Source organism: Niallia oryzisoli, from assembly GCF_043641075.1.
Taxonomy (GTDB): domain Bacteria; phylum Bacillota; class Bacilli; order Bacillales; family Cytobacillaceae; genus Bacillus_BD; species Bacillus_BD oryzisoli_A.
The window spans coordinates 1-23,970 of record NZ_JBHZRC010000010.1 but is presented as its reverse complement, the minus strand read 5'-3'; the positions used below and the strand labels follow the sequence as shown (position 1 = coordinate 23,970).

Annotated in this window: 23 protein-coding genes; 5 read left to right on the top strand and 18 right to left on the bottom strand. The window is 39.0% G+C overall.

What is annotated here, in order from left to right; all coding sequences use genetic code 11:
* Nucleotides 1-103: 103 nt before the first annotated feature.
* The 4 genes from ACHUFV_RS21295 to ACHUFV_RS21280 form a co-directional block, all read right to left on the bottom strand.
* Nucleotides 104-1,039: a dipeptidase gene (locus ACHUFV_RS21295; RefSeq protein ID WP_394237660.1), complete on the bottom strand. Its 936-nt coding sequence runs from the start codon at nt 1,037-1,039 to the stop codon at nt 104-106.
* Nucleotides 1,040-1,041: 2 nt separating this feature from the next.
* A complete protein-coding gene (gene dat / locus ACHUFV_RS21290; protein ID WP_394237659.1) occupies nt 1,042-1,887 on the bottom strand; it encodes a D-amino-acid transaminase in 846 nt (281 codons plus the stop codon).
* Between the two features lie 139 nt (nt 1,888-2,026).
* Nucleotides 2,027-3,391 carry a DUF2252 domain-containing protein gene (locus ACHUFV_RS21285; protein WP_394237658.1) on the bottom strand — a complete coding sequence of 455 codons (1,365 nt, stop codon included), beginning with the start codon at nt 3,389-3,391 and terminating at the stop codon, nt 2,027-2,029.
* Nucleotides 3,392-3,469: 78 nt separating this feature from the next.
* Entirely contained in the window at nt 3,470-6,181 is a 2,712-nt protein-coding gene (locus tag ACHUFV_RS21280; RefSeq protein WP_394237656.1) for a dynamin family protein, read from the bottom strand.
* A 318-nt stretch (nt 6,182-6,499) separates the two neighbouring features.
* Between ACHUFV_RS21280 and ACHUFV_RS21275 the strand changes: the two genes are divergently transcribed.
* From ACHUFV_RS21275 to ACHUFV_RS21265, 3 genes are all read left to right on the top strand, one after another.
* The gene (locus ACHUFV_RS21275; protein WP_394237654.1) at nt 6,500-8,164 is read left to right on the top strand and encodes a glutamine--tRNA ligase/YqeY domain fusion protein; all 1,665 of its coding nucleotides are present in this window, start codon (nt 6,500-6,502) and stop codon (nt 8,162-8,164) included.
* Nucleotides 8,165-8,301: 137 nt separating this feature from the next.
* Nucleotides 8,302-8,739 (top strand): hypothetical protein, encoded by a 438-nt coding sequence (locus ACHUFV_RS21270; RefSeq protein ID WP_394237652.1) that lies wholly within the window; start codon nt 8,302-8,304, stop codon nt 8,737-8,739.
* A gap of 159 nt (nt 8,740-8,898) precedes the next feature.
* Nucleotides 8,899-10,266 carry an MATE family efflux transporter gene (locus tag ACHUFV_RS21265; RefSeq protein ID WP_394237651.1) on the top strand — a complete coding sequence of 456 codons (1,368 nt, stop codon included), beginning with the start codon at nt 8,899-8,901 and terminating at the stop codon, nt 10,264-10,266.
* 27 nt (nt 10,267-10,293) lie between these two features.
* Here the strand turns inward: ACHUFV_RS21265 and ACHUFV_RS21260 are convergent, their stop codons facing one another.
* From ACHUFV_RS21260 to hemG, 13 genes are all read right to left on the bottom strand, one after another.
* Nucleotides 10,294-10,524 carry an excisionase family DNA-binding protein gene (locus tag ACHUFV_RS21260; protein WP_394237921.1) on the bottom strand — a complete coding sequence of 77 codons (231 nt, stop codon included), beginning with the start codon at nt 10,522-10,524 and terminating at the stop codon, nt 10,294-10,296.
* Nucleotides 10,525-10,657: 133 nt separating this feature from the next.
* Entirely contained in the window at nt 10,658-11,356 is a 699-nt protein-coding gene (locus ACHUFV_RS21255) for an alpha/beta hydrolase (protein ID WP_394237649.1), read from the bottom strand.
* Nucleotides 11,346-13,250 carry a XylR N-terminal domain-containing protein gene (locus tag ACHUFV_RS21250; RefSeq protein ID WP_394237647.1) on the bottom strand — a complete coding sequence of 635 codons (1,905 nt, stop codon included), beginning with the start codon at nt 13,248-13,250 and terminating at the stop codon, nt 11,346-11,348. Before ACHUFV_RS21250 ends, ACHUFV_RS21255 begins: the two co-directional genes overlap by 11 nt.
* An 11-nt stretch (nt 13,251-13,261) precedes the next feature.
* The gene (locus tag ACHUFV_RS21245) at nt 13,262-13,558 is read right to left on the bottom strand and encodes a 2Fe-2S iron-sulfur cluster-binding protein (protein WP_394237646.1); all 297 of its coding nucleotides are present in this window, start codon (nt 13,556-13,558) and stop codon (nt 13,262-13,264) included.
* A 157-nt stretch (nt 13,559-13,715) separates the two neighbouring features.
* Nucleotides 13,716-14,597 (bottom strand): hypothetical protein, encoded by an 882-nt coding sequence (locus ACHUFV_RS21240; protein WP_394237644.1) that lies wholly within the window; start codon nt 14,595-14,597, stop codon nt 13,716-13,718.
* 151 nt (nt 14,598-14,748) lie between these two features.
* Nucleotides 14,749-15,951 (bottom strand): acyl-CoA dehydrogenase family protein, encoded by a 1,203-nt coding sequence (locus ACHUFV_RS21235; protein WP_394237642.1) that lies wholly within the window; start codon nt 15,949-15,951, stop codon nt 14,749-14,751.
* Between the two features lie 99 nt (nt 15,952-16,050).
* Complete coding sequence (locus ACHUFV_RS21230) at nt 16,051-16,254, bottom strand: tautomerase family protein (RefSeq protein ID WP_394237640.1); 204 nt, start codon at nt 16,252-16,254, stop codon at nt 16,051-16,053.
* 18 nt (nt 16,255-16,272) lie between these two features.
* Complete coding sequence (locus ACHUFV_RS21225; protein ID WP_394237639.1) at nt 16,273-17,187, bottom strand: catechol 2,3-dioxygenase; 915 nt, start codon at nt 17,185-17,187, stop codon at nt 16,273-16,275.
* Nucleotides 17,188-17,414: 227 nt separating this feature from the next.
* Nucleotides 17,415-17,759: a YbaN family protein gene (locus ACHUFV_RS21220; protein ID WP_394237920.1), complete on the bottom strand. Its 345-nt coding sequence runs from the start codon at nt 17,757-17,759 to the stop codon at nt 17,415-17,417.
* Between the two features lie 183 nt (nt 17,760-17,942).
* A complete protein-coding gene (dmpG, locus tag ACHUFV_RS21215) occupies nt 17,943-18,968 on the bottom strand; it encodes a 4-hydroxy-2-oxovalerate aldolase (protein WP_394237637.1) in 1,026 nt (341 codons plus the stop codon).
* A 25-nt stretch (nt 18,969-18,993) separates the two neighbouring features.
* Nucleotides 18,994-19,875, bottom strand: a complete 882-nt coding sequence (locus tag ACHUFV_RS21210; protein ID WP_394237635.1) for an acetaldehyde dehydrogenase (acetylating) — start codon at nt 19,873-19,875, stop codon at nt 18,994-18,996.
* A gap of 53 nt (nt 19,876-19,928) precedes the next feature.
* The gene (locus tag ACHUFV_RS21205) at nt 19,929-20,708 is read right to left on the bottom strand and encodes an IclR family transcriptional regulator (protein ID WP_394237633.1); all 780 of its coding nucleotides are present in this window, start codon (nt 20,706-20,708) and stop codon (nt 19,929-19,931) included.
* A gap of 232 nt (nt 20,709-20,940) precedes the next feature.
* On the bottom strand, nt 20,941-22,323 hold the full coding sequence (gene hemG, locus ACHUFV_RS21200) for a protoporphyrinogen oxidase (RefSeq protein ID WP_394237631.1): 1,383 nt from the start codon (nt 22,321-22,323) through the stop codon (nt 20,941-20,943).
* A 127-nt stretch (nt 22,324-22,450) separates the two neighbouring features.
* On the opposite strand from hemG, the gene ACHUFV_RS21195 reads away from it, so the two are divergent.
* Together ACHUFV_RS21195 and ACHUFV_RS21190 are read left to right on the top strand one after the other, a co-directional pair.
* Nucleotides 22,451-22,798, top strand: coding sequence for an ASCH domain-containing protein (locus ACHUFV_RS21195; protein WP_394237629.1), 348 nt, complete (start codon nt 22,451-22,453; stop codon nt 22,796-22,798).
* Nucleotides 22,799-22,810: 12 nt separating this feature from the next.
* Nucleotides 22,811-23,251, top strand: coding sequence for a hypothetical protein (locus tag ACHUFV_RS21190; protein ID WP_394237627.1), 441 nt, complete (start codon nt 22,811-22,813; stop codon nt 23,249-23,251).
* 71 nt (nt 23,252-23,322) lie between these two features.
* Here ACHUFV_RS21190 and ACHUFV_RS21185 read toward each other — a convergent pair whose 3' ends face one another.
* Nucleotides 23,323-23,637, bottom strand: a complete 315-nt coding sequence (locus ACHUFV_RS21185; protein ID WP_394237918.1) for a hypothetical protein — start codon at nt 23,635-23,637, stop codon at nt 23,323-23,325.
* Nucleotides 23,638-23,970 lie beyond the last annotated feature (333 nt).

Sequence of the window (23,970 nt, the reverse complement as noted above, 5' to 3'; positions counted from 1 at the left end):
CTTCCCGGAAAGGACATTTGTACTCCTATTATAGACAATCGACATTTTTTTCTTAATTAAAAGAAAAAACCCTATAAAAGCCCTTTCATTATTCTCCAAAAAGCTACATATCCTGCGGCCGGTTATTAAGAAAGTTTTGGAATGCAAACCCTTTGACATCCTCTTCTTTAAAATAGCGAAGAAGCTTATTAATTAGATTTGGATGCATTGAAGCATTTTCTAAATCCTGAACAAAAGTAGAAATCCCATCAAAATCAGATCCTAGTCCGATTTGCATTTTTCCTCCAAGAGAGCAAAAATGATCAATGTGAGCAATCAAATCATCAATTGATGCCGGTGCTCCCTCTTCTTTAATAAAATCGGGATAATAGACAACATGGATCATACCTCCGCTTTTAAACATGGCCCTTGCCTGCTCATCTGTTAAATTTCGAGGATGATTACAAAGCTTGCGGGAATTAGAATGACTTGCAATCGGATAGTTGGCAAGCTCAATTACATCCCAAAAAGAGCGTTCACAAAGATGTGATACATCTGTTAATATACGATGATCATTATTCCATCTGACAATCTCTTTCCCGAATGCAGTCAACCCTCCTCCTCGGGGTTCTAATGCACCATCAGCTGCAAGATTCGCATGGTTCCACGTTAAGCCTATCGAGCGTACACCAAGCTGATAAAGGATCTGAAGCTTCGTGATGTCATTACCAATAGCCTCAACCCCTTCCAGAGTAAGCATGGCTCCGATCTCATCCTCCATTAGTTGGTCAAAATCAGACCATTTCGTAATCTGCTTCATTTCCGGATTCTTCGCCAACACTTCACGGTAAAAATAGTCAATCTGTTCAAGTGCGGCTTGAAATTGCTGGTCTGAAGGGATATCAGGCTCGATAAAAATAGCAAAGCATTGTACCTTGACATTTCCCTTTCTTAACCTTTCTTTATTTGTATTTAAATCAGCGCCATCAGCAAAAGATAACGTTCCTCTTGCATCCCTTAGCTTCATTAGCGCATCACAATGAAGATCAATAATATGCATAGCTACTCCTTTAAGTCTGCAACAAACTGCTGCAGTTTATGATAAAGTTTCAATGTGTACTCACCAGGTAGTCCGTTCCCGATTATCTGTCCATCCACTTTCACAATAGGTACTATTTCTGAAGTTGTATTTGTGATAAATACCTCATCTGCCTGGAAGAGCTCTTCCTTTGAAAAGGCTTGCTCGATGATCTCAACGCTCACCTCTTTACATGACTTCTTAACAGCCATTCTTGTTATTCCAGCGAGGATATTTCTTGATAATGGGGTAGTATATACCTTTCCCTGCTTCACAATAAAAACATTAGAACTTGTTCCTTCTGTTACCATGGCGCCTCTTACCAGAATAGCCTCGAAGCAGCCCTTCTCGAATGCAGTTTGTCTGGCCAAAACATTTGGCAGTAAATTTAACGATTTAATATAACAATTGGCCCAGCGTTCATCTTCGTGAATAATCGCAGCTGCTCCCTTTTCTCTGATTGACTTTTGTAACGGAACAACAGGTTTAACCGTCATAGAAATGGAGATAGGAACATCGGGAAAAAGATGATTTCTTGCGGATATTCCCCGTGTAATTTGCAAATAAACACAGCAATCCGCAAGCCCTGATTTAGCGATTGCTTCATTCACCAGGCTTCTAAATTCCTCGATGCTCTGTTGTATCTTTAGTTTAATACCATTACCGCTTTTTATTAGCCTTTCCAAGTGCTCATTTAGCATGAAGGGCTTACCATTGTATACACGAATAACCTCATAAATTCCGTCCCCAAATTGGTATCCCCTTTCCTCAAGAGGAATGGCCCTTTCATTCAACGGAATGTATTTGCCATTAATATAGCCAATACTCACGAAAAACCCTCCCGACGAACTCGATAGTAAAAGAATGAGTCATAGTAATGTTTATTCGTGTAAAGCAAAAAGAATCTCAAGTTTTTGAGACTCTTTTCCAAATAATTTCCTGCCTGTTGATTTAGACGTCAGTCGTCTATCATGATTGAACGATCGGCTCCTCCGTTTCAAGAAATTCCTTCTGCACCCATTCACAGAATAGCTCATAATCTCGTTTCACCTGTTCTTTATACGTAATAGAGGAAAAGACAATTTGAGAACAGAATGATTCAAATTGCTCTCCTATGGCCGATAATATCTCCTCTTCACTATGATGTGAAAAAAGTTCATCGTGTACGTCCACATCTGCACGGGCATGAATTTTCGCCGTAACTCTTCCCATTATATTTAACGTTGAATCAATGTCTGCTGTAGTCTGCATCCATTTTGCCTTAACTTTCTTTTTATAGGGAGACCGTTCCCGAACGAAGAAATGACGATCATCAATTGTTAAATACCCTAAATAAGGGTCCTCTAAATGATGCATGGCTTTTTGTGTAGTAATGACACGATGGCCCTGATGCTGGTATTTTTGCCAGAATAACTCCCTGTAAGGCAGGAAATAAGCAGGCACCGGCGTGCGGACCTCTTTTACCTCTAATACTAAATCATCCTGTCCAAGGGCCTCTTTTCCGCCCTCAACTAGAATATAGTAACGCTCAAGCCCAATGGAGGCTGTACCTGACCCATGCTTACGAGCCATATCCTTAATCGAATAATGAGAGCGTTCCCGTTTATCCTCAGGGTCTATCGAATGAATATAGGTATCCCATAAACCCATAAGTGTTTGTCGTTCTTCTTCAGTTACAGACTGAATTTCATTTGACCAGGCAAATACCCGCCTGTTTTCTTCATTAATATAAGTGATATCCCTTAATAAATGATTCGTCTGTCTTTTAACAAGCTTTTTTAGAACCTTATTCACAGGACCTGTTGTATTTTCTTTAGTAAAAGTTAGTGTGTGTGGGTCATCCTTTTTCTTCTTAAAGCGTTTTAATTGCTTATAATAAGCCTCTAGGTAATGAACAATTCTTTCCTTTTGTTCCTCTTCATTTAAGGATTGTGCGTCGCAAAATAAGGCAATGCTGGTAGCCATCCGCAAAACATCGTATAAATAGGAGCCGATGTATCCCTCATCAAAATCATTTACATCATAGACAATCTCACCTTGTTCATTTTGAAATACTCCAAAATTCTCCATATGTAAATCGCCTTGAATCCATGCTGACTTATCCTTCGGTGTATGAAACGAGAACGGGATATTTGACATGTCATAGTAAAATAAGTAGGCGCTTCCGCGAAAAAAGCGAAAAGGACTTTCCAGCATTTTTTTATATTTTTCCTTACGCTGCTCACGAGTAAGCCCCATACACTGTTCATCAAATTCATTTAAAATAGTTTCAATCATGTGCTGACGCAGCATTTTCCTTGTATGTATAACTCTGTTTTGCATAGCCGTTCCCATTCGTCCCCACTCCTTTTTAAAAGAAGGGTCTAGGATTTCAAGCTGTAACGCCTAAAATCCTAAACCCTCTGTTTTTCATTATACCGGTATTTTACTTTCCTTTTGATCGAGCCATTCGTTTTGACGAAGTTTTAACTCAAAGAAAGTAAGCGGATCCTGGTACCATTCAGGATTTTCGCGCATTTTAGATAATTCATCCTTATTGCTGGAAATCTCCAATCGTGACTCCTCAACGGTTTGATTTAGGACGGCCAATGGATTTCTGAAGAAGATCCTAATATCACGTTCAATCGACTTTTCAAACAGTTCGAAAGGCTGCAAGAATCTGTTGGCAATCTGGGAAGCTGCTTCCTGATAATCCTCTGTTTCTACAAATTGCTTATATTTGTTATACAGCATCGATTTGTTTTGCGAAATACTTCCAAGCAATTTCCCTGCACTTTTCAATAAAAATTGGGATGGTGTAAAGCGCAGTAAGATATTCATTTTTTCCCAATTAATCGCTGTCGTCAAACGGTCCGCATCACGGCGCCAGTCATCAAGGACCTTGAAGTCACAATCAAGCTGCAGTTTGTCCTCATCATATAAAGCATTAAAGCTGTCGCACATCTCATTAATTGAAAATTGTACATCATTAAATTCAGCAGTGCAGTCTTGGATCCAGGTTTGAATATGGTTGTAGTAATCAGGCAAGGCTGTTTCAACTAAATAGTTTTCTACTCGTTTATTCATTTCTTCATTTAGTTCAAGGTGCAGATGCCCAAAATCGCTGTCTTCTTGGATATATTCTGAGCAGCCTCTTAATATTTGTGGAATCCTTTCCAGCAATTCCATTTTCATTTTATCCTTAATGGACTGATAGCCCCTCGCTAGCACCCGTACCTTTTCGGCTTCTTTATCACCAATTTGATGGATGGCTCCGTTTAATTTAGAAACCATTTCTTCATTCCATTTAATAGAATCAACAAGAGAATTCTCTTTTTCGATGCGTTTATTTAATAGATATACAATTAATCTTCTTATAAAATAAAGCAGATTTGTTGTGCGTCCGACAATAAGATTCTTCTGTTTATAATGAGTGGCAAAGAATTTTCCAAAATCACTTCCCTGGCTATTCTCTTCGTAATGAGGAGAAAACGCAAATACACCGGCATTTGACAGGGTGCTCTTTACCTTTGTCTTCGCTTCGACAATTGTCTGATCACGTTCATCATAGACTGCATCCATTTTATTTAAGAGGAAATGAATATCGATATTCGGCATTTTCTCTCTAATTTGCTGAAGTACCTGCTGTTCTTTTTCAGTAAAAGGATTGTTCGCATTCAATACAAATAAGACGCCGTCTGCTGCATGTAAACAGGATAGTACCTCATTGCTGTCATTGATACTAGGTGTATCCATAAGTGAAATACGATGCTTCTGCAGAAATGGACTCTCCAGCTTTGCATGATAGGAACGCTGATACCGGAAGGAAGGCTGCTCTTCAATTCGTTCCACCTCAATAATTTCAGAATCAGCAATTTCTCTAATCCCAGATTGTTCATCGTAATCAAGCAACACTAGTGCTTTGTTGTCTTCAGGAAGGATTGGATATCCGACCATCGCATTGATGGCAGAGGACTTTCCGCTTTCATCCGATCCAACTACTAAAAGCTTATACGACTCAAGATTTTTGATGGAGCTCATAATCCATGTCAATGATTTCGTGACATGTAGGTCATGCTTTGTTGCCCAATGCAGGACCTCATTTGAAAGCCTTACTGCTTCCTCATAACCATTATTTTGTTTTTCCAATTCTAGCAATCTATTTTCAGCCTCATAGATCGTTGAGGCGTCTAACGTTCGTGGGAACATTTCATTCCAGGAAATAACAGCTGCCGCTGCAGCCAATGCATGGCTTGAGACACAAATCTTCATCCAATTCGTTAACAGGCTTGGAATGGTTGCCCCAACCTCACTAATTAGATGTGTCCCATTGATTAAGCTTAAATAGGACTCTTCATATAGGCTTGAAAGAGTGTTCCAGGTACCAATGTTTTCAGGAGTGATTCTTACAATTACCCGGTCCATAACCATCACCCAGGCCAAGTGTGCATCACTCTTCTTAAAGTTGTTCCAAAGTGCCGCCGCAAGCCTTTCAAAGCGTTCACTATCAACCTTTGCTAAGACAAACAACCCTTCTTCAAAGAAAGCTGGCTCCTTTATTTGCGTTACGCCTTTTGTTGCATATCCGATTAGAGCATCATACCACTCAACGGATTCAAGCCTTTGGGCTTCATCCCAGGCAAGCTCAATTGCACTTGACCAATCCTGGTGTTCCTCAAAAAAGGAACGTGCCAGCGCTGTTACATGTTCATAATCCGGATTTCGGGCGACGGTTTCCTTAATCACCTGACTGGCTGATTCCGTCTTTTTCTGTTTTATATATAAGGAAAATAATTGCAGTGCCACTTCCGTCATCAAAGTCATATCTTCTGTTTCAATGGCTTTGTAGATTTCTTCAGCAGTAGGCAGGTGCCCCAGCTGGAAATAGGCATCGGCCATATTTTTCTTGGCCCACGGTTCCCATTCATTTTGAATATTTTCCCATTTAAAAATCGCTGCTTCGTAATCCTTGCTATGAAAATACACTTCTCCCTGAGCAAAACGGACAGCTGATAAATCAGGTATATCCTTTGTCAGCTCTTCCATATATGCTTCTCCGAGAACTTGGATTGGAGCCAGCTTCGGATTTCCATTCAGAAAGGTTTCATAATACATTTTATCAATTAATTGTTTTTCTGTTGTCACTACTTCTCGCCCCCCAAGTAAAATTCACTCACTATCTATATGTAAATATTACTCTGTCTACCACAACAATACCCTATCCTTGTATTCTACCAAACATCAGCCTGTAAAAATAATGACTTTTAGCTTAAATCTTTGTAACATTTTAACACAGTACCATGCTGGGGGACAGTCCCCCGCCGCGGTACTGCATTAAAGCAAACAATCGGTTGTTGTCGAAAAAATATGGTTATAATAAGAAAATATCGCAAATTCGTTTAAGGGTTGCTTTTTTATTTGCTATAATGGTGTAAATATAAACCTAGGAAAGGCTGATTTAGGTTGGAAAATAACTCATCTAATTTTATTAAGAGTATTATAAAGGAAGATATTGAGTCAGGAAAACACAAGGAAATTATTACTCGTTTCCCTCCTGAGCCAAACGGCTATCTACATATTGGACATGCTAAATCAATCGTAATTAACTTTGGACTTGCTGATGAATTTAATGGCAAAACAAATTTACGATTCGATGACACCAATCCTGCGAAGGAAGACCAAGAATTTGTAGATTCGATTAAAGAAGACGTATCATGGCTTGGATTTGAATGGGACGGACTTTTCTACGCTTCAAACTATTTTGATGAAATGTATGAGCGTGCTGTACTGCTAATAAAAAAAGGCAAAGCCTATGTTGATGATTTAACAGCAGAGCAAATTCGCGAGTACCGTGGAACATTAACTGAGCCGGGAAAGGAAAGTCCCTATCGCGATCGTTCAATTGAGGAAAATCTTGACCTATTTGATCGAATGAAAAATGGCGAATTTGAAAATGGTACAAAGGTTCTAAGAGCAAAAATTGATATGACCTCACCAAACTTAAATATGCGTGATCCTGTTCTTTATCGCGTGGCACATGCTACACACCATAACACAGGTGATAAATGGTGCATTTATCCTATGTATGATTTTGCTCACCCGCTTGAGGATGCCATTGAGGGTGTAACCCATTCCATTTGTACAACTGAATTTGAGGACCACCGTCCGCTTTATAATTGGGTTGTGGAAGAATGTGAAATGGAAAGCAAGCCACAGCAATATGAATTCGGTCGCTTAAATATTACGAATACGGTAATGAGTAAACGCAAGCTAAAGCAGCTGGTAGAAGAAGGGTTTGTAGATGGCTGGGACGATCCTCGTATGCCGACAGTCTCAGGGCTGCGTAGAAGAGGCTACACTCCTGAAGCGATTCGTGAGTTTGTAAAAGAAACCGGTGTTTCGAAAAATGCCGGTACGGCCGATTCAGCCATGCTTGAGCATTTTGTTAGAGAAGATTTAAAGCTAAAGGCACCTCGTACAATGGGGATCCTGCGTCCATTAAAGGTCGTTATAACCAACTATCCTGAAGGACAGGTTGAAATGCTGGAAGCGGAAATCAATCCGGAAAATCCAGAAATGGGTGTTAGACAAATTCCATTCTCCCGTGAAATTTATATTGAACAGGATGATTTCATGGAGAATCCGCCGAAGAAATATTTCCGTCTCTTCCCTGGTAATGAGGTCCGTTTAAAGCACGCGTACTTCATTAAATGTGAAGAAGTAATAAAGGATGAACAAGGAAATGTCATTGAACTTCGTTGTACGTATGATCCTGAAACAAAGAGCGGAACCGGATTTACCGGCCGAAAGGTAAAGGGAACCCTTCATTGGGTTGAGGCGACTCAAGCGATTCCAGCTGAATTCCGTTTATATGAGCCATTAATTCTTGATGATGAATTGAACGAAGCAGCCGAATCAGGAGAAGAAACCACATTCCTTGACCATGTAAACAAGAATTCACTGCAAATTATCAACGGCTTTATCGAGCCCAATATGAAGGACGTTAAGCCGCAGGACAAATTCCAGTTTTTCCGTCATGGCTACTTCAATGTAGATCCTAAGCATTCCACACCGGAAAAATCAGTCTTTAATATGATTGTGTCTCTGAAGAGTTCGTTTAAATTATAATTTACAGAGGCCTGATTCCTTGAGAATCAGGTCTTTTTGTTGGGAAAACAAGGCTTTTTTAAAAATCAAACCTCTAGTAATCAATGTATATTTATTTTTCAATCTTCATACATTGAACTCATGGGGGTGGAACTTGATTGAAGAGATTTTTATTGACTCCGGGTTTATTTTTAACCTCGATTTTGTCCAGTTGTTATCGGGACCCTGTCCTAAAGGAAATCAACTTTTATTTACATGATAAGCTTGCGGGCATTTCCCATTTGGAGAATAAGGCAATTGCTGCCTTTGAACACGTTACAGGGGACAATTATACAACGGACCAAGAACTCTACAATACGTTGATATATGACGTCATACCTGTATATTATGAATTTCTAACAAAATTAAACTACATCGAGGTACAATCACCTGCTTTACAAAAGATTCATAACAGCTGTCTAGACGGAGTCAATCTTCAATATAATGCCTTTATAAATATTGCCATTGCTTTAGAAGAGCTTGACAAAGGCAAGATGGATGAAGCAAATGCCATGCTTGTTGATGCTTGTAAGTTAAACGTCTGTCCATATGTTTAATCATTTGTTATATAACGCTTAGATGACCACTCATCTAAGCTTTTTTTGTTGAGGAACAGCCTTTTCCATGCCACGATAAACTCTTCCCTTTACTTTTTATAAAATAACATTAAAATAAATTGGTATTGTTATAGAAAAATAAAGGAGCGATTACATCATTTGAATGAACAACAGGACAACTATCAAGAACAGACACTCTTTCAAATAACATGGCCTCTCTTTATTGAAATTGCCTTGCACATGAGTATGGGGATTATCGCAACCTTTATGCTTAGCCATTATTCTGACTCTGCCGCTGCAGGAGTTGGTGTCGCTAACCAGGTGCTAAATATATTTATTTTAGTTTTCAACGTAACATCCGTTGGTGCAACGATATTAATAGGCCAAAAATTAGGAGCAGGAAAGCTTCAGGAAGCGAGAAAGATGGCACGCTCTGCCTTTGGCATGAACTTTTGGTTTGGTGTTATTGTCGCTCTCATCGTCTTCTTTTTTGGAGAACATTTACTACAACTCTTTCATGTTGAAGGAAAGATATTTGAGTTTGGACTTATTTTCATCAAGATTTGCGGGCTATCACTGTTTTTCGAATCCCTCTCACTTGCACTCAGTGCCGTCCTCAGGAGCTACGGCTTCACAAAAGAATCCATGTTTGTCACAGTACTGATGAACCTCATAAGCATTGGAGGTAATATCATTGCCCTTTCAGGAGCATTCGGTTTACCAATAACAGGTGTCACGGGTGTTTCATGGGCGATTGTTACTGCACGTGCCATTTCCGTTATCATGCTGCTTTATTTGATCGTTCGAAGACTTTCATTCTCGATACAAATACAAGACATTATTAAGATCAATCAAGAGGATTTTAGAGGACTTCTTTCGATTGGCCTCCCATCGGCTGGTGAAAGTGTATCCTATCAGTTTTCACAATTAATCATAACAGGGTTCGTTGTTTCTCTTGGTGCTTCTTCTCTTGCGGCCCGTGTGTATATTGTTAATATTTCCATGCTTTGTTTTTTATTTACGATGGCCATTGCCATGGGTACACAGCTTTTAGTTGCACGATACATCGGCGGTAAAAAATATGAGCTTGCCTTCCGGCGTGGAATTCGAACATTAAAAATTGCGATGGCGGCCTCGCTCGGCGTATCATTAATATTTGCCTTTATTGGTTCCCCTGTTTTACGTGTATTTACAGATGATATGAATATCTTAACCATTGGCTTGCCTGTTCTATGGGCGATTGTTTTTATTGAACCCGGAAGAGCGATGAACATCGTATTGATGAACTCTTTAAAATCAACGGGTGATGCCCGTTTCCCACTGATCACAGGCATTATTTTCATGTGGGGAATTGCCGTTGTGTTTAGCTATATACTGGGTATTCATGCTGGATTAGGCTTACTCGGCATTTGGATAGCACAAGGAATGGACGAATGGATAAGAGGTCTTCTTGCATTGAAGCGTTGGAATAGCAGACCATGGGAGAAAAACGAAAAGGTAAGCTATTTGCGGACAAAAAAGGCTTAGACAGCATAATGTCTAAGCCTTTTTCTATTAATCCTCATCCTTTATATCCCTGTCCTCCGGAATCGGCTCACTTAAATACTCTTCTACGAGCTCTTTATACCTTTCAAGCTGTTTAAAATGTGTTGAGAATTGCTCCTTGCTGATTAAATATTGTTCCCCGTCATGAATCGCACGAATTCGTCTTTGCTGAATAAGCTTTTCAACTACAGGCTCAGATAAGGACAAATACTCCGCTGCCTCTTTTAGTGTTAAATACACTTTCATCGTCACTCCTACTAATTCAATGTCTAGTCTATTATAGGGCTATTTTACAGTTAAGAATCAAATACTTCCATAAAAAAGGCGTCCCTTTTATCGGAACGCAATTTTTCATTGTTATACTAAGCGTATATTATTTCCCAACCTTCGCTTCAACAGCATCCTTTGCAATCCAGGAAACGAGATCATTTTTCATTTCTTCTGTCACTACATGTCCAGAAGGATAGATGGTATATTTGACAGAACCTGCATGCTGCTGAAGATACTCATAATTTTCTAATCCAATTTTGATCGGGAATATCTCATCCTTTTCGCCCTGCATGACGAAAAATGCAGTCTGCTGAATGGATTTAAGAGGGAATTCCTCCTTCACAAATTCTGGAATATACCCATTCATAGCAACAATACCCTTAATGGAGTCCCCTAGAATTAAGGCAAGACTCATACTTAGGATCGCACCTTGGCTAAAACCAATCAAATATTTCCGTTCCTCATCAATCGGATACTGTTTATATGAACTTTCAATCAGATCTTTCAGATTTTCGATGCTGGAATCGAATAACTCACGTTCGGGATTACCATAGCTTTTTAAATAATAATAGGCATATCCTTGTTCATATGTAAGATTTCCACGTATCCCAATTAAAATAAACTCTTCCTTTAAATCGTTAACTAATGAGACCATGTCCTCTTCGTTATAACCGATTCCATGTAACCCGAAAATAACAGGATACTTTTTACCTGCCTCCAAATTTGATGGTAAGTGAACACTGTATTCATATGGACTTTGCATAACCATTACCTCCGTCATTACTAGTCTATTAATATCCATCTATATTCAAATCCACATCGACCTCTAAATCAATCCCTCCCCAATAAATGAAAAATTGAAGAGCTAGAAAGATTTGGTATCCGACCTTTGGATTATTAATGTCTGTTTCTAGAATTTCATTTATTTTCCGTAATCGATATCGTAACCCGCTGATAGAAAGGCTCATCGTTCTGGCTGTTTTATAAAGGTTACTTCCATTACTAAGATAACAATATAACGTTCTCGTTAATTCCATGTCTTTTAATCTATCTTCTTTTATTAAATTCCCCAATTTTTTTTTGATAAACTTTTCAATTGGCTTTACATTTTTCATGTGATACATGACTCCTTCAATGCCTAGAGAGTCATAAAATACAACTTTTCTTCTTTCGTTTGCAGCCTTTAAAGCGGATAGGCCTTCATCGAATAGCTGAGCTGCTTCTTCAATTCGTTCAGTACTAGAGCTAATGCCTGCTTTTAATTGATAATCGGGGTATTTCCTGGCGCAAAAATTAATAAGAGATTGACAAAAAGCTTCCTTGTTTTTTGTACTAGTTAACTGCAGTCCTTCCGTCAGTAAAATGACGATATGCCCCCGTTTTTCCCCAAGTAACGCATTGATTTTTCGATCATTAAGGAATAGAGAAATATCACTTGTCAGCTCATGCAAAGCACCATAGTCATCCGTACCCTCTAAGCTTTCTTTAGGTTTGGAAAGCCCAATCATAAAGTAGGGGCCTTCTAATTGGAATTCAATATAAAAAGCTTTTTTCCTTATTTCCTCTTCAGAGATTCTATTGGCTAACAGATCATCTAATAGGTTGCCTTGGATTCGCTGCTCTGTCATAATACGTGTTCGTTCATTCATTAAATAAAGTGAACATGCCATGGATCCCTGTTCCAAAAATAATTGATCAACCTCTTGCGGCACTTGATCACGATAAAGAAAACAACAATAACCTACTATTTTTTTATTCAAATAGATAGGGGTAATGAGTGTGTGCATGTCATGGGACAATTCTAAATTAGTTGATTTATGAATTTCGCCTACACCACGTAAAGAGCTCTGCATCTTTTTCAAGTTGTCTGTAAAACAGATCCTATCCTGCTCTGCAGCACCTGCGTATGCAAGCGGATTCATTTCTTCATTTACAATAAAAACCGGTAACTCACTAATCTTATAAAGCGCTTTTGCAATGGAACTTAAATTACTTTCCCGAAGTACTTCCTTCGTTAAAATATGATGGGCCTCATAAAACTTACTAAGATTATCCCGTTCAGCCTTTAATTTTTTGAATGTGTTGTCCAATTCATCTATGATACTATTCGATTCATAATATTTAAGCTCTTCATCTAATTCCCCATCCCATTCCTCAATGGTATGACAAACAGCGTGGCAGTGTTTATGACCCATTGCCATACATTCAACTTCTTTAGCAATAACCTTTTTACCAAGAATGGTTGTTAAATATCCGCTTGCATACCCAACAAGTGTATGACAAACGGGATGGTCACTTTTTCCAAACACTTTGAGATATTCTTCAGCCTCATATGAACTTTTCCAAATTGCCTCATGATTGATTGTCTGTGCTGAAAAATCCACCTCAACGGTGACTTCTTGGGTTTCTTCCAAATAGCCATGGAGTATATGTAGTTTAGGGCCTGCACGCAAGAGCTCCTTTTGATTATCCCAATCCATTTTCTTGATTTTTTCCGCGTCACTTATTCCACAATGCCACCCGTATCGTAGCAAGAACCCTTTCGCCCGTTCTATACCAATGGTTTCTGTCAGTTCCTTGCGAAGTGTGCCAAGTGCTGATGCAGGAATTGTTAACATGCGATCTAGTGAAACATTTTTGATGCTTTTACCCGGAACGTTATACAGCTGCTCTAAATGAAGTCCACTAGCTACCATGTATTCACCACCTATTGAAAATTTGTAACCTTTGATAGATCTGTCAACATCGAAACATTACTTCTCGGATATGTTTTACATGCCAGTGTGTAATGTAACTCTCTTTCACTTTCAGGCAATGCTGCCATAGACATTTTCTTGCTAAAGTATTCTCCTTCTTCTATTTTAACTTTGCACATTCCACAGCCTCCACCCTTGCAGCCATATGGGATTTTGACTCCATGTCTGTTCGCAGCATCCAGTAGAGTTTCATTCTCGCCACAAGTAATGATAGGACCATTTTGATCGATTACTTTAATGTTTAACATTCTTCTTCTCCCCTTCTTTATTAACAAATCTTTTTGTAAAGTATTGTTATATAATGAATCAAGGGAATTTTTACCATTATTATCAACAGAGATGCCGATGATAGATAATAATTATTATTCTATAAAAATGTAAAAATTCCTTTTTATTTTTGAAAAATCAGAACATATATGATGTACGTGCTGCAGGTTTGATTCGTTTCGTATCTGATACCCGATTAAGCCATTTGAGTTTTATCATCAAATCCTTCCATTTTTTAAGCGGCAATTCTAGCTGGATTTCAAAGATAGAGGTTTCTGCACTAGTAAGACGTACATAAGCTGTACCATAATAGGTGCGTTCTCCCATTTGTGCTGCTATTTCGTATAATCCGGTTTTGGGCAGTGTGTAGTAGGGGGTGTTCTTGACCTCAGCATGGAGTGCACCCTGTTTCATTACAAAAGAAAAGGGAAGAATCTCACCCCTGGTTTCATAGATATCTCCTAAGTAACTAGACACCTTTAAGACCTCTCCTGCTGCAATCATTTCTCTAATGACTGTTGAGCTAACCTTTCTGCCGTCCTCCCCCAGCTTTGCAACCGTTGTTACTTGAAGAGAGTAATCGCTATCACGATGAAGGGTTTGCATATTACCCAACCCTTTATAGCCGTATGTAAAGTCAAATCCAGCTACAACGTGAAGTGCTCCAAGTTCAATCAAATAGTTGCGAACAAAAGCCTTTGGCGAAAGGGCAGCAAAACCCTTCGTAAATTCAATCACGTATACCTTGTCAACACCAAGGTCACCAAAGGTTTCAACCTTGACATCGATTGGCATTAAGTAATTTACCTTTGTGTTTTCACAGCTAAACACTTCTCTCGGATGTGGAAAAAAGGTCATGACTGCCAGCTTAAGGTTTTTCTTTTTAGCAATTTCCTTCGCTTCAGCGATGACCTTCCGATGACCAAGATGGACGCCATCGAAAAAACCTAATGCCATAATACAAGGTTCAGGGTTCAGGAAAGAAACATCTTCGGAATGCCCTACATACTCAATTTCCAAATGCCCTCTCCTCCCTTCTTTGTTTTAATTAATAGGTTTGTTCATGTTCCATGTACGTAGACTTTTATATTTCCGGATTGAAGATCATGAACAGATCTTCAATCCGGAACCAGCTATAACCATGAAAGAAAAAGGTAAATTCATTACACGATTACCAGACTGGATCACCCGGTAATCCAAATAATGTTCTGCCATAGGCAGCCATTGAATCTTCCCATAAACTATTTGGATGTGAGCTTACTGCTAAAATATCCCTTGTAAATAGTTCAGCAGGATCTCCTTTATAAATAGCGGTTCCTCCGAGTGTGGTCAAGATTTTGACAGCCATATCTCTTGTTTTAGCTGCAATATGTCCTCTTATGGCGAATACCTCTTCGCGCTCCTCATCTGAAACAACATTTTTTCCTTCTTCCTGCCACTTATCAAGAATTTGAACATAGCGATCTAAAAGCCCCAAGCATGCTGCCAATTCTATTTTTAGTTCAGCAAGAAGACGCTGGCTGCCCCCGGATTTACTTTCATTCGATCCGCCTTTAAAGACACGAACACGCTTTTCGGTACGCTCCTGGAATATTGAAATGAGTCTTTCAATACCGCCGATTGAAACCGCTGGGAATCCCAGTAAGAACAGTGGCATAAACGGCATCCGATAGACAGGATCGTTCTTGTCATAATCCTCTCCAACAGGAACTCCTGTTGCAAATAGATTTTTAGCAGGTACGATCATATGCGGTGGAACATAAATCCCTTCAACAAGAACACCGTTACTGCCTGTCCCACGCATACCAATCGTGTCCCAGTTACGGACGATTTCAACTTCAGACGTTGGAAGTACAAATAAACAATATTCAGGTCCTTCTCCTTCAGTTAGTTCTGCCATTGCTCCAAGACCAACCCAGTCACTTGAAAGAACACCACTGCAGAAATTCCATTGTCCGTATAGGCGGAAGCCCTCTCCATCCTTTTCTACCTTACCGACAGGAGCCACAACATCAGCAAGCAGCGTGTCTCCTCCAAGAACCACATCCCTTCCTTTTGGAGGAAGATACGCTGGCCAAACTTCATGGGCAGAATAGAAATAAGCAAGCCAAGCTGCTGCCATACTATGGCGGGCTACCGTACGAATCATTTCCGTATACAAGGTTAAATTGACTGAATGACCGCCGTATTTCTTAGGTTTCATCAATTTATGGAACTCTGCTTCCTTCATAGCTTGGGATACTTTATCAGAAAGATGTCCATTTTTGTCGGCTTCCATTGCTTCTGCCTCAGCCATTTTACCAATCGCCTCGGCATTTGCCAGTAATGTTTCTCTATCCATTTTTCCTTTTAACAAAACGTTATCAGTGGACATATTGCTTGTTCCTCCTTATTATTTAGTAGCGAGTGTTCAATCCAGACTGTCCATTCAAGCCTGACACCGCTTACAAGTTTTAACGAAGAAAAGATTCTTCTATTTTTCTGCCTTTTCCAGTCTCTTTTTTACCGATTCTCCTTCAATTCCCCAGTTTTCGGTTGGCAGCTCGTGAAGCAGCACACGCACAGTACTTAATGGCAGATTTAAAACGGATGAAACGGTATTAGATGTTTCTTTAATCAGCTGTTCTTTATGACTTGGTGTAAGTTCACCAAATAACTTGACTTCAATGATTGGCATATCCTAACCTCTTTTCTATTAAGTAAGTGCATTAACGAATGAATCAATCATTTCTCTTCTATGATAGAAAATTCCATGAGCAATTTTATCCTCTGTCCAGGTAATGGTTGGTGAATCTGGATAAGTGATATATCCGCCTGAATATGCTTCGTTCCGGTTTCCAGATGGGTCAAAGAAATAGACTGTTTCTGCTCTTGTCATCGCATGACGTGTAGGTGTTACTTCAATTGGCACATCATATCTGGCAAGTCGGTCTGCGGCTTGCAAGACATCAAACCAAGTTTCAACCTTAAAGGCTGCATGGTGTAATTTATTGTCTGGGCCTTTAATAAACGCAATATCATGCGCTTTTCCATTTTGCGCATGCATGAAGCTGCCTACCATATCTTCCCCGTCCAATGTCATGATTTTTTCGCTTTGGAACATTTCAAGTGTCTCTGTAAAGAATCTCGTAACCGTTTTGACATCTTCACCAATTAATAAAACGTGGTCAAAACGATGTGGAGCGATCCCTTTCATTTCATCCGGCCATGGATGCGGGTTTAAGGTACTTGTTTTCTTGCCTACGTGCTCAATTTCGTGATATAGCTCCATTTGATGACCAGTTGGTAGTGTAAAACGAATCGCTTCACCTTCTGCAAGTCGAGTGCCCCTTGAAACTCGCTTTAACGTACAACCAAACTGTTCAATTTTTCTTTCATAATACTCAAGGTCTGATTCATTTCGAACTTTAAAAGCAAAGTGATCAAGTCCTGGTGAATCTGCCTCTTGAAGTACTAAGCTATGATGATCATATTCGTCCCAAGCCTTCAGATAGACTCTCCCTGCGCTTCTTCCAACTTCTTCTAACCCAATAATATTTGTATAGTAGTTTACAGATTCTTCAAGATCTAACACTCTTAATTCAGCTCTGCCAATTCGCATAATACCCATTTCCAACACTCCTTCATTTTATGTTAGTAAGCTTTAGTGGTATTTATAGATTCATTATAATTTGCTATATATTCTGAATATACGGTCAATTGTGTTGTATTTCATACATTTACGTTTATTTTTTGTGTATGATTCATACTAAACGTCTGATTTCATCTTTTAAAACAAAAAGACCGCCAAGTTTTACCTTGGCGGCCCTGTTCCCTCGTTTAATGATAGTGTTTTAACTAATCGACTGTTTTAATTTTAGTAATAAAATAATAATATTTATAAGCGATAACAAGCAGCAGGATGACTTTTACGATGATTTTGTCAGTAAGGAAAAAAGCAATCAGAATCATGGCATCAGCAAACAGCAGAATACTCCATTTTTGCTTTCGTGTCATGGATTTGTCTCTAACAAAATCAGCTAAATATTTCTTATAAATTTCCGTTCCTTTAAACCAGCGGTCAAATTTCTTGGACCCCTTTACAAAACAAAAGGCCGCTAGAAGTAATAACGGCGTTGTCGGCACGATAGGTAAAATGATTCCAATAATTCCTAATCCAAGAGATAAAAATCCTGCTAGTATGAAGACTATGTTGATAATCGTTTTGATGATTATTATCTCCTTTCTATGTTAGGTATTTTAGGATACCATTTTCTCTCATATAAAGAGTATATCGTAACTTAGGATTGAAAACAAAATAAATCCAAATCAAAAAAGGAGATCCCTCTATTAATATAGAAGAATCTCCTTTTGTTAGTAATGTAATTATTTAGAAGCTACTGCTTTAGCTCTAGCCATTTCTGCAGCAACGTCAATGATCATATCTTCTTGTCCACCGACTACTTGGCGTTTTGCTAATTCGATTAGGATATCACGAGCGTCGATTCCAAATTGTTTACCTGCACGTTGTGCATGGTATGCGAATGTTGAGTATACACCTGCATAGCCAAGTGTGATTGCTTCTCTTGTAATAGTTGGTGTTACTGGAAGAAGAGGTGCAACGATTTCTTCCGCAACATCTTCAATTTTGTATAAATCAATACCAGTTTTAATTCCCATACGCTCACAAACAGCTACAAGTGCTTCTGTTTGTGTATTACCAGCACCTGCACCAAAGCAGCGAACACTACCGTCGATACGAGTTGCCCCAGCTTTAATAGCTGCAACAGAGTTTGCCATTGCCATAGAAAGGTTGTTGTGGCCGTGGAAACCAATTTCACATTGAAGTTCTTGTCTTAGTGCACTGATACGCTCAGTTACTTGCTCAGGAAGTAAATAACCTGCAGAGTCAGTCATATAGACAATATCTGCTCCATAGCTTTCCATTAATTTAGCCTGCTCAACTAATTTCTCAATAGGAGCCATATGTGCCATCATAAGGAATCCAACTGCTTCCATTCCTAATTCTTTACCCATTGCGATATGTTGTGGAGCAACGTCTGCTTCAGTTACGTGTGTAGCAACACGAACCATTTTTGCACCTACGCTAGCTGCTTCTTTCAGATCTTCAATTGTTCCGATACCAGGCAGTAAAAGAACAGCAATTTTTGAATCACCAGCAACATCTACTGCTGCTTCGATTAACTTTATATCGTCTACTTTAGATAGACCGTATTGTAAAGAAGAACCCGCTAAACCGTCACCATGTGTTACTTCGATATATGGTACCCCAGCGTCAGCTAATCCTTTTGTTACATCTTGTACTTGTTCTACTGTATATTGGTGTCGAACAGCATGGCTTCCGTCACGTAATGCAACTTCTGTGATTTGAATATCTCTTTCGATTGTCATGTTATTATTTTCCCCTTTCTTCAGCTCAAACTGTTTCCTTTAATTCTTTTTTCGCAAACTCTTCAGCAATACGAACAGCTGCAGATGTCATGATATCCAAGTTACCAGAATATTCCGGTAAGTAGTCTCCAGCACCTTTAACTTCGAGAAGAACAGTTACTTTATTGCCTTCAAAAATTGGTTCCGCACGTAAGTGGTAACCAGGAACGTAAGATTGAACAGTTTTTTCCATTTGTTTAATTGATTCACGGATACCTTCTTCGTTCATTGTGCCTTCTTCAACAAGTGCGTATACAGTATTACGCATCATGATTGGAGGTTCAGCAGGGTTTAAGATGATAATCGCTTTTCCTTTGTCAGCTCCGCCAACTACTTCGATTGCTTTTGAAGTTGTTTCAGTAAATTCATCGATATTCGCACGTGTACCAGGGCCTGCAGATTTACTTGAAATAGTAGCAACGATTTCGCCGTATACAACGTTAGATACGCGGTTAATAGCAGCAACCATTGGAATAGTAGCTTGTCCGCCGCAAGTAATCATATTGATATTGCTTTTATCTAAATGTTCGTCAACGTTTACTGCTGGTGATACGTAAGGTCCAATTGCAGCAGGTGTTAAGTCAAGCATTTTAATGCCGCGTTCTTGACATAATTTATCGTTGTAAATATGTGCTTTTGCACTTGTTGCGTCAAACATAATGTCTGCTTCTAAACCTTGTTCAAAGAAACCGTCGATTCCAGTGTCAACACCTGCATAACCTGCTTCTCTTGCACGGCGTAAACCGTCTGATTGCGGATCAATACCGATTACTGCTGTTAATTCTAAGTATTCTGATCTTCCTAATTTGACCATAAGGTCCGTACCAATATTACCTGAGCCAATGATAGCTGCTTTTAATTTTGCCAAAATAATTCTCCTCCTATGTTTAAAAGTCATATTTATTTATTAATCTGTTCTCATCATTTTAAATGAGAAACATCTTTGTAGCCAAGACATCTTGAAATCTCGAATGCAGCGTTTTTAATCCCCTCTATTACCACTGGAAGCCGGTCTTCTGTGAGCCTCATTTTTGGTGAAGCACAGCTAATTGAAGCGATTGCATTTCCGTTGTGATCAAAAATGGGGGCAGCAATACATTTAAGACCTAGTTCAATTTCTTCATCATCCATGGAATAACCATGTTCTCTTGTGAAGTCCAATTGCTTTTTAATCTCATTGATATCGGTTACAGTAAATTCCGTAAACGATTCCAATTTACCTGTAGATAGTATTCGGTCCACTTCTTTTTCATCTTGATAAGCAAGAATCGCCTTTCCAACCCCCGTACAATGAATAGGTGCTGTTTTTCCCACATGGGAGGAAATTCTTAACTGGTGCGGGCCTTCTACTTTCTCAACATAAATTAATTCATCCTGCTGTCTGATAACAAGGTGAACGGTTTCTTTCAATTTCTCAACCGTTTCTTTAATGATTGGCTGTGCAATTTTCACAATATCCAGATGGTTTCCGATAAAAAACCCTAGTTCAAAAAGCTTCAAGCCAAGCCTATACTTTAAATCCTCTGAATTTTGCTGAAGGTATCCTCTATGCTCTAAGGTTTTGATCAGCCCGTGAACAGTGCTTTTAGACAAGCCTAGTTGTTCGCTGATTTCTTTCACACTTAATTCTGGTTTAGAAACCAAAAACAACTCAAGGATATCCGCAGCTCTTTCAACTGATTGTATTAAACGTTCTGTCACGACTGCCTCCTTAGTTTGTTCGGCATTATCGAATGCCGTTCGTAATTTCTTTCTACATTCTTATCATAACGATGATTTTTCGTTTCGTCAATATATTTTTACTAATGAAATGTTTCATATTTTTAGAATTATGTATTTATCGTGACTACTCCCCTGTGCACTTATCAATACCTTCATAACTATAGAGAAACAATAAAAAAACAGGACAGCTCACCGGCTGTCCTGTTTTTTATTATAATGTTGAAATGATTTTATCTGCTGTTCTTTGTCCATTTTCTATACAATCAGGAATTCCAACGCCATAGTAAGAGCAGCCGGCAATGTAAATGCCTGGGTAGCTTATAGCTAATTTATCTTCAATCTCTTTCACTGTTTTCGGATGCGAGATGGAATAATTCGGCATCGTACCTGTCCAATCAGTTATTACACTTACAACCGGTTCAGCCTGTATGCCCAGACTTTTTTGCAGGTCGGACAATGCAAATTGAAGCAGCTCAGACTCTGTCATTTGCAGTAATTGTGAATACTTAGGATTACTGCTCTTATAAAAGACTCTTACCAAGAGGTTCCCGGTCTTCGAAGTATGCTTCCATTTCCGGCTGGTCCATGTGCAGGCATTACAGGAAATAGAATCACTATCTGCTGTGATAAAACCTGTTCCTTCTAATGGAAGTACATGATCAGGAATATCAAAACCAACATAGACACTGATCATCGAGCTATTTTTTAATCGATTGAACTCCTGCTTCAGCTCATGGTCCTCCAGTAATTTTTCCGCCTCTGAATGCGGAACACATAGCATCACATGGTCCACTTCTAATCCATCATGATTTGAAAAAGAAACAAGGTAACGACCATTTACTTTTTCAATGCTGACCGCTTTGGTATTTTTTAAAATCTCAACATCCTCAAGCCTATGTGCATATGCATCAATAAGGGAACTTAATCCATTTTTAAAGGAAAGAAATTTCCTTTCTCCGCTTTGAAATTTTTCTTTATTCGCTGCAAAGCCTTTGATGATGCTGCCATATTCCACCTTATAATCCAATAGATACGGTAATGTTGAGGCAATGGTTAAGTCGCTTAGATTCCCTGAATATACCCCCGACAGCACGGGAGCAATTTGTTTTTCAACCAGCTCCTTGCCAAAGCAATACTCAAGAAATGCTCCGACTGAATCATTTTTCGTAAAGGTCTCATTTTTCGTATAGAAATCCTTTAATGCCTCCACTTTTCCTTCTGCTGAAACAAGCGTGGTTTTGGCTAACGACTCAATACTGGCTGGAATTCCAAATACAGATTCTTCCGGAATAGGCTTTAATTCTCCATCAGTAAAAATAAAGGAGCGTCCTGTATCATTATAGACTACTTCACTCTCCAAGCCGAGGTCTTGAATAAAGGACATGGTCTTCGCTTTTCTAGCTACTATTGAATCTGCACCGGATTCCATAATAAATTCGCCGTTTTTAATTGTACGAATCTTCCCTCCAAGCTCGTCCGAAGCTTCTGCTAGAACAAGACGCACATCTGATTGATGCTCCTTTTTCCACTTTTGTAATTCAAACAAAGCTGATAGGCCGGTAATGCCCCCGCCAATGACCAAAACTGTTTTCATCCTTCACACTCCAAGTTAGGTTCCATTACATTCCTTTAAAGTGTATCATTTTTCAATGGTAGTTATTAGTAGTCTGGCAAGAAATGTGGTAAATTATATAAAACCATATAATGAAAGGATGAAGAAAATGAATCACGAAGAAAATAATGCATTACCGCCAAAGACATGTTCGATTGAACGTCTTGTAACAGTTGAGGCAGATGTACAGAAGGTTCTTGAAGGAAAGAAAACAGCAACTCGCAGAAATGGTAGATATGCTGATGTTGGAGAAATCATGGAGTTAAAGGGTAAAAAGTTTGTAGTGGAAAAGGTTTATTCACAGGCACTAGGTGAATTAACAGATGAACATGCCCTTCAAGAGGGCTTTGAAACCGTTGAAGAATATAAAGAATCGATCTTATCGTTTCATCCGGGAATGCCATGGCTTCCGCAAATGCGGGTATGGGTACATGAATTCAGACCCGTTAATGAATAATGTGTTTGAAACGTGGACGTACTATATCGCACTTTAATCTATCTTCATGTTAGCAGTACGATTGTTTCAATTGGTCCATTCTTTATTCTCATCCCGGTATTAGCAAAGCTTCGTCAGGCAAAGGATGCAGAATTAGCAGCCTATTTACATACGTTCCAGATGGTAGTTAGACTGACAAAGCATGCCGGACATGTTCTGATTATTTCAGGTATCCTATTGATTTGGTTAGGACCCTGGACGTGGAAAACACCCTGGATTATCCTGACGCTTGTGATTATGTTTTCATCATTGTTTTTTCTGGCCAGGGCCTTCACGCCAAAGCTACGAAAATTCAACGAGGATCAGGCTGATAAAGGACTATTAGTCAACCAGCTGACCCGTACTCTTTGGATGTATATTACCCTGCTTATGATCATGCTTTGGTTTATGGTTGTAAAGCCTGCTTTATGGTAGACAACGGTGTCAGGCACCACAAAAGGACAAATGTGTCACATTTGTCCTTTTGTGGTGCCTGACACCTTATTTCAGTTATCCTTTTCGATTACTTTATCAATTTTATCAACAAACATTTGAAATACCTTTTTTCTTTCCTCTAAATCCTTAATAACCTCCTTTAGCTGGTTAAATCTTTGTTCAAATGGCTTATGATACATTTCACGAATACTGCGGATGATATCCTCATTGACAGTTGACTGTACAACCTGCTTCGTAATGCTGAATTTATATGAATATAGCTGAAGCTCATTTTTCGTTTTCTCGTATTCCTCATCAATTTCCTGTAAGCGGCTATTTATTTCTTTTTTCCATTCTTCTAACGCATCTTTCACATGAGTCTCCATCGTCGTCATTCCTCTTCCCCCATATTGATTTATTTATTTAGGTTCTATAAACATGGCTGTTGATTTTCGTTCCAGGCACTTCGCTTTCCGCGGGCGACCGCAGGAGTCTTCGTGCCTTCCACTGCAATCAACATGTAGTCAAAATCAACATTGTGCTTTAACAAAAAATCGTTTCTTTTCATTGTAACAATCAACCTTTTCAGTTTCTTTGCTATTTGATTACAAGAGTTGTATTTATGTTAAAAACAAAGTACAAAAAGAGGCTGGGACATAACTAGCTTCAAATAACGAGAAAGGTGAAATTGATTACGCTCAATTTCACCTTTCTCTATT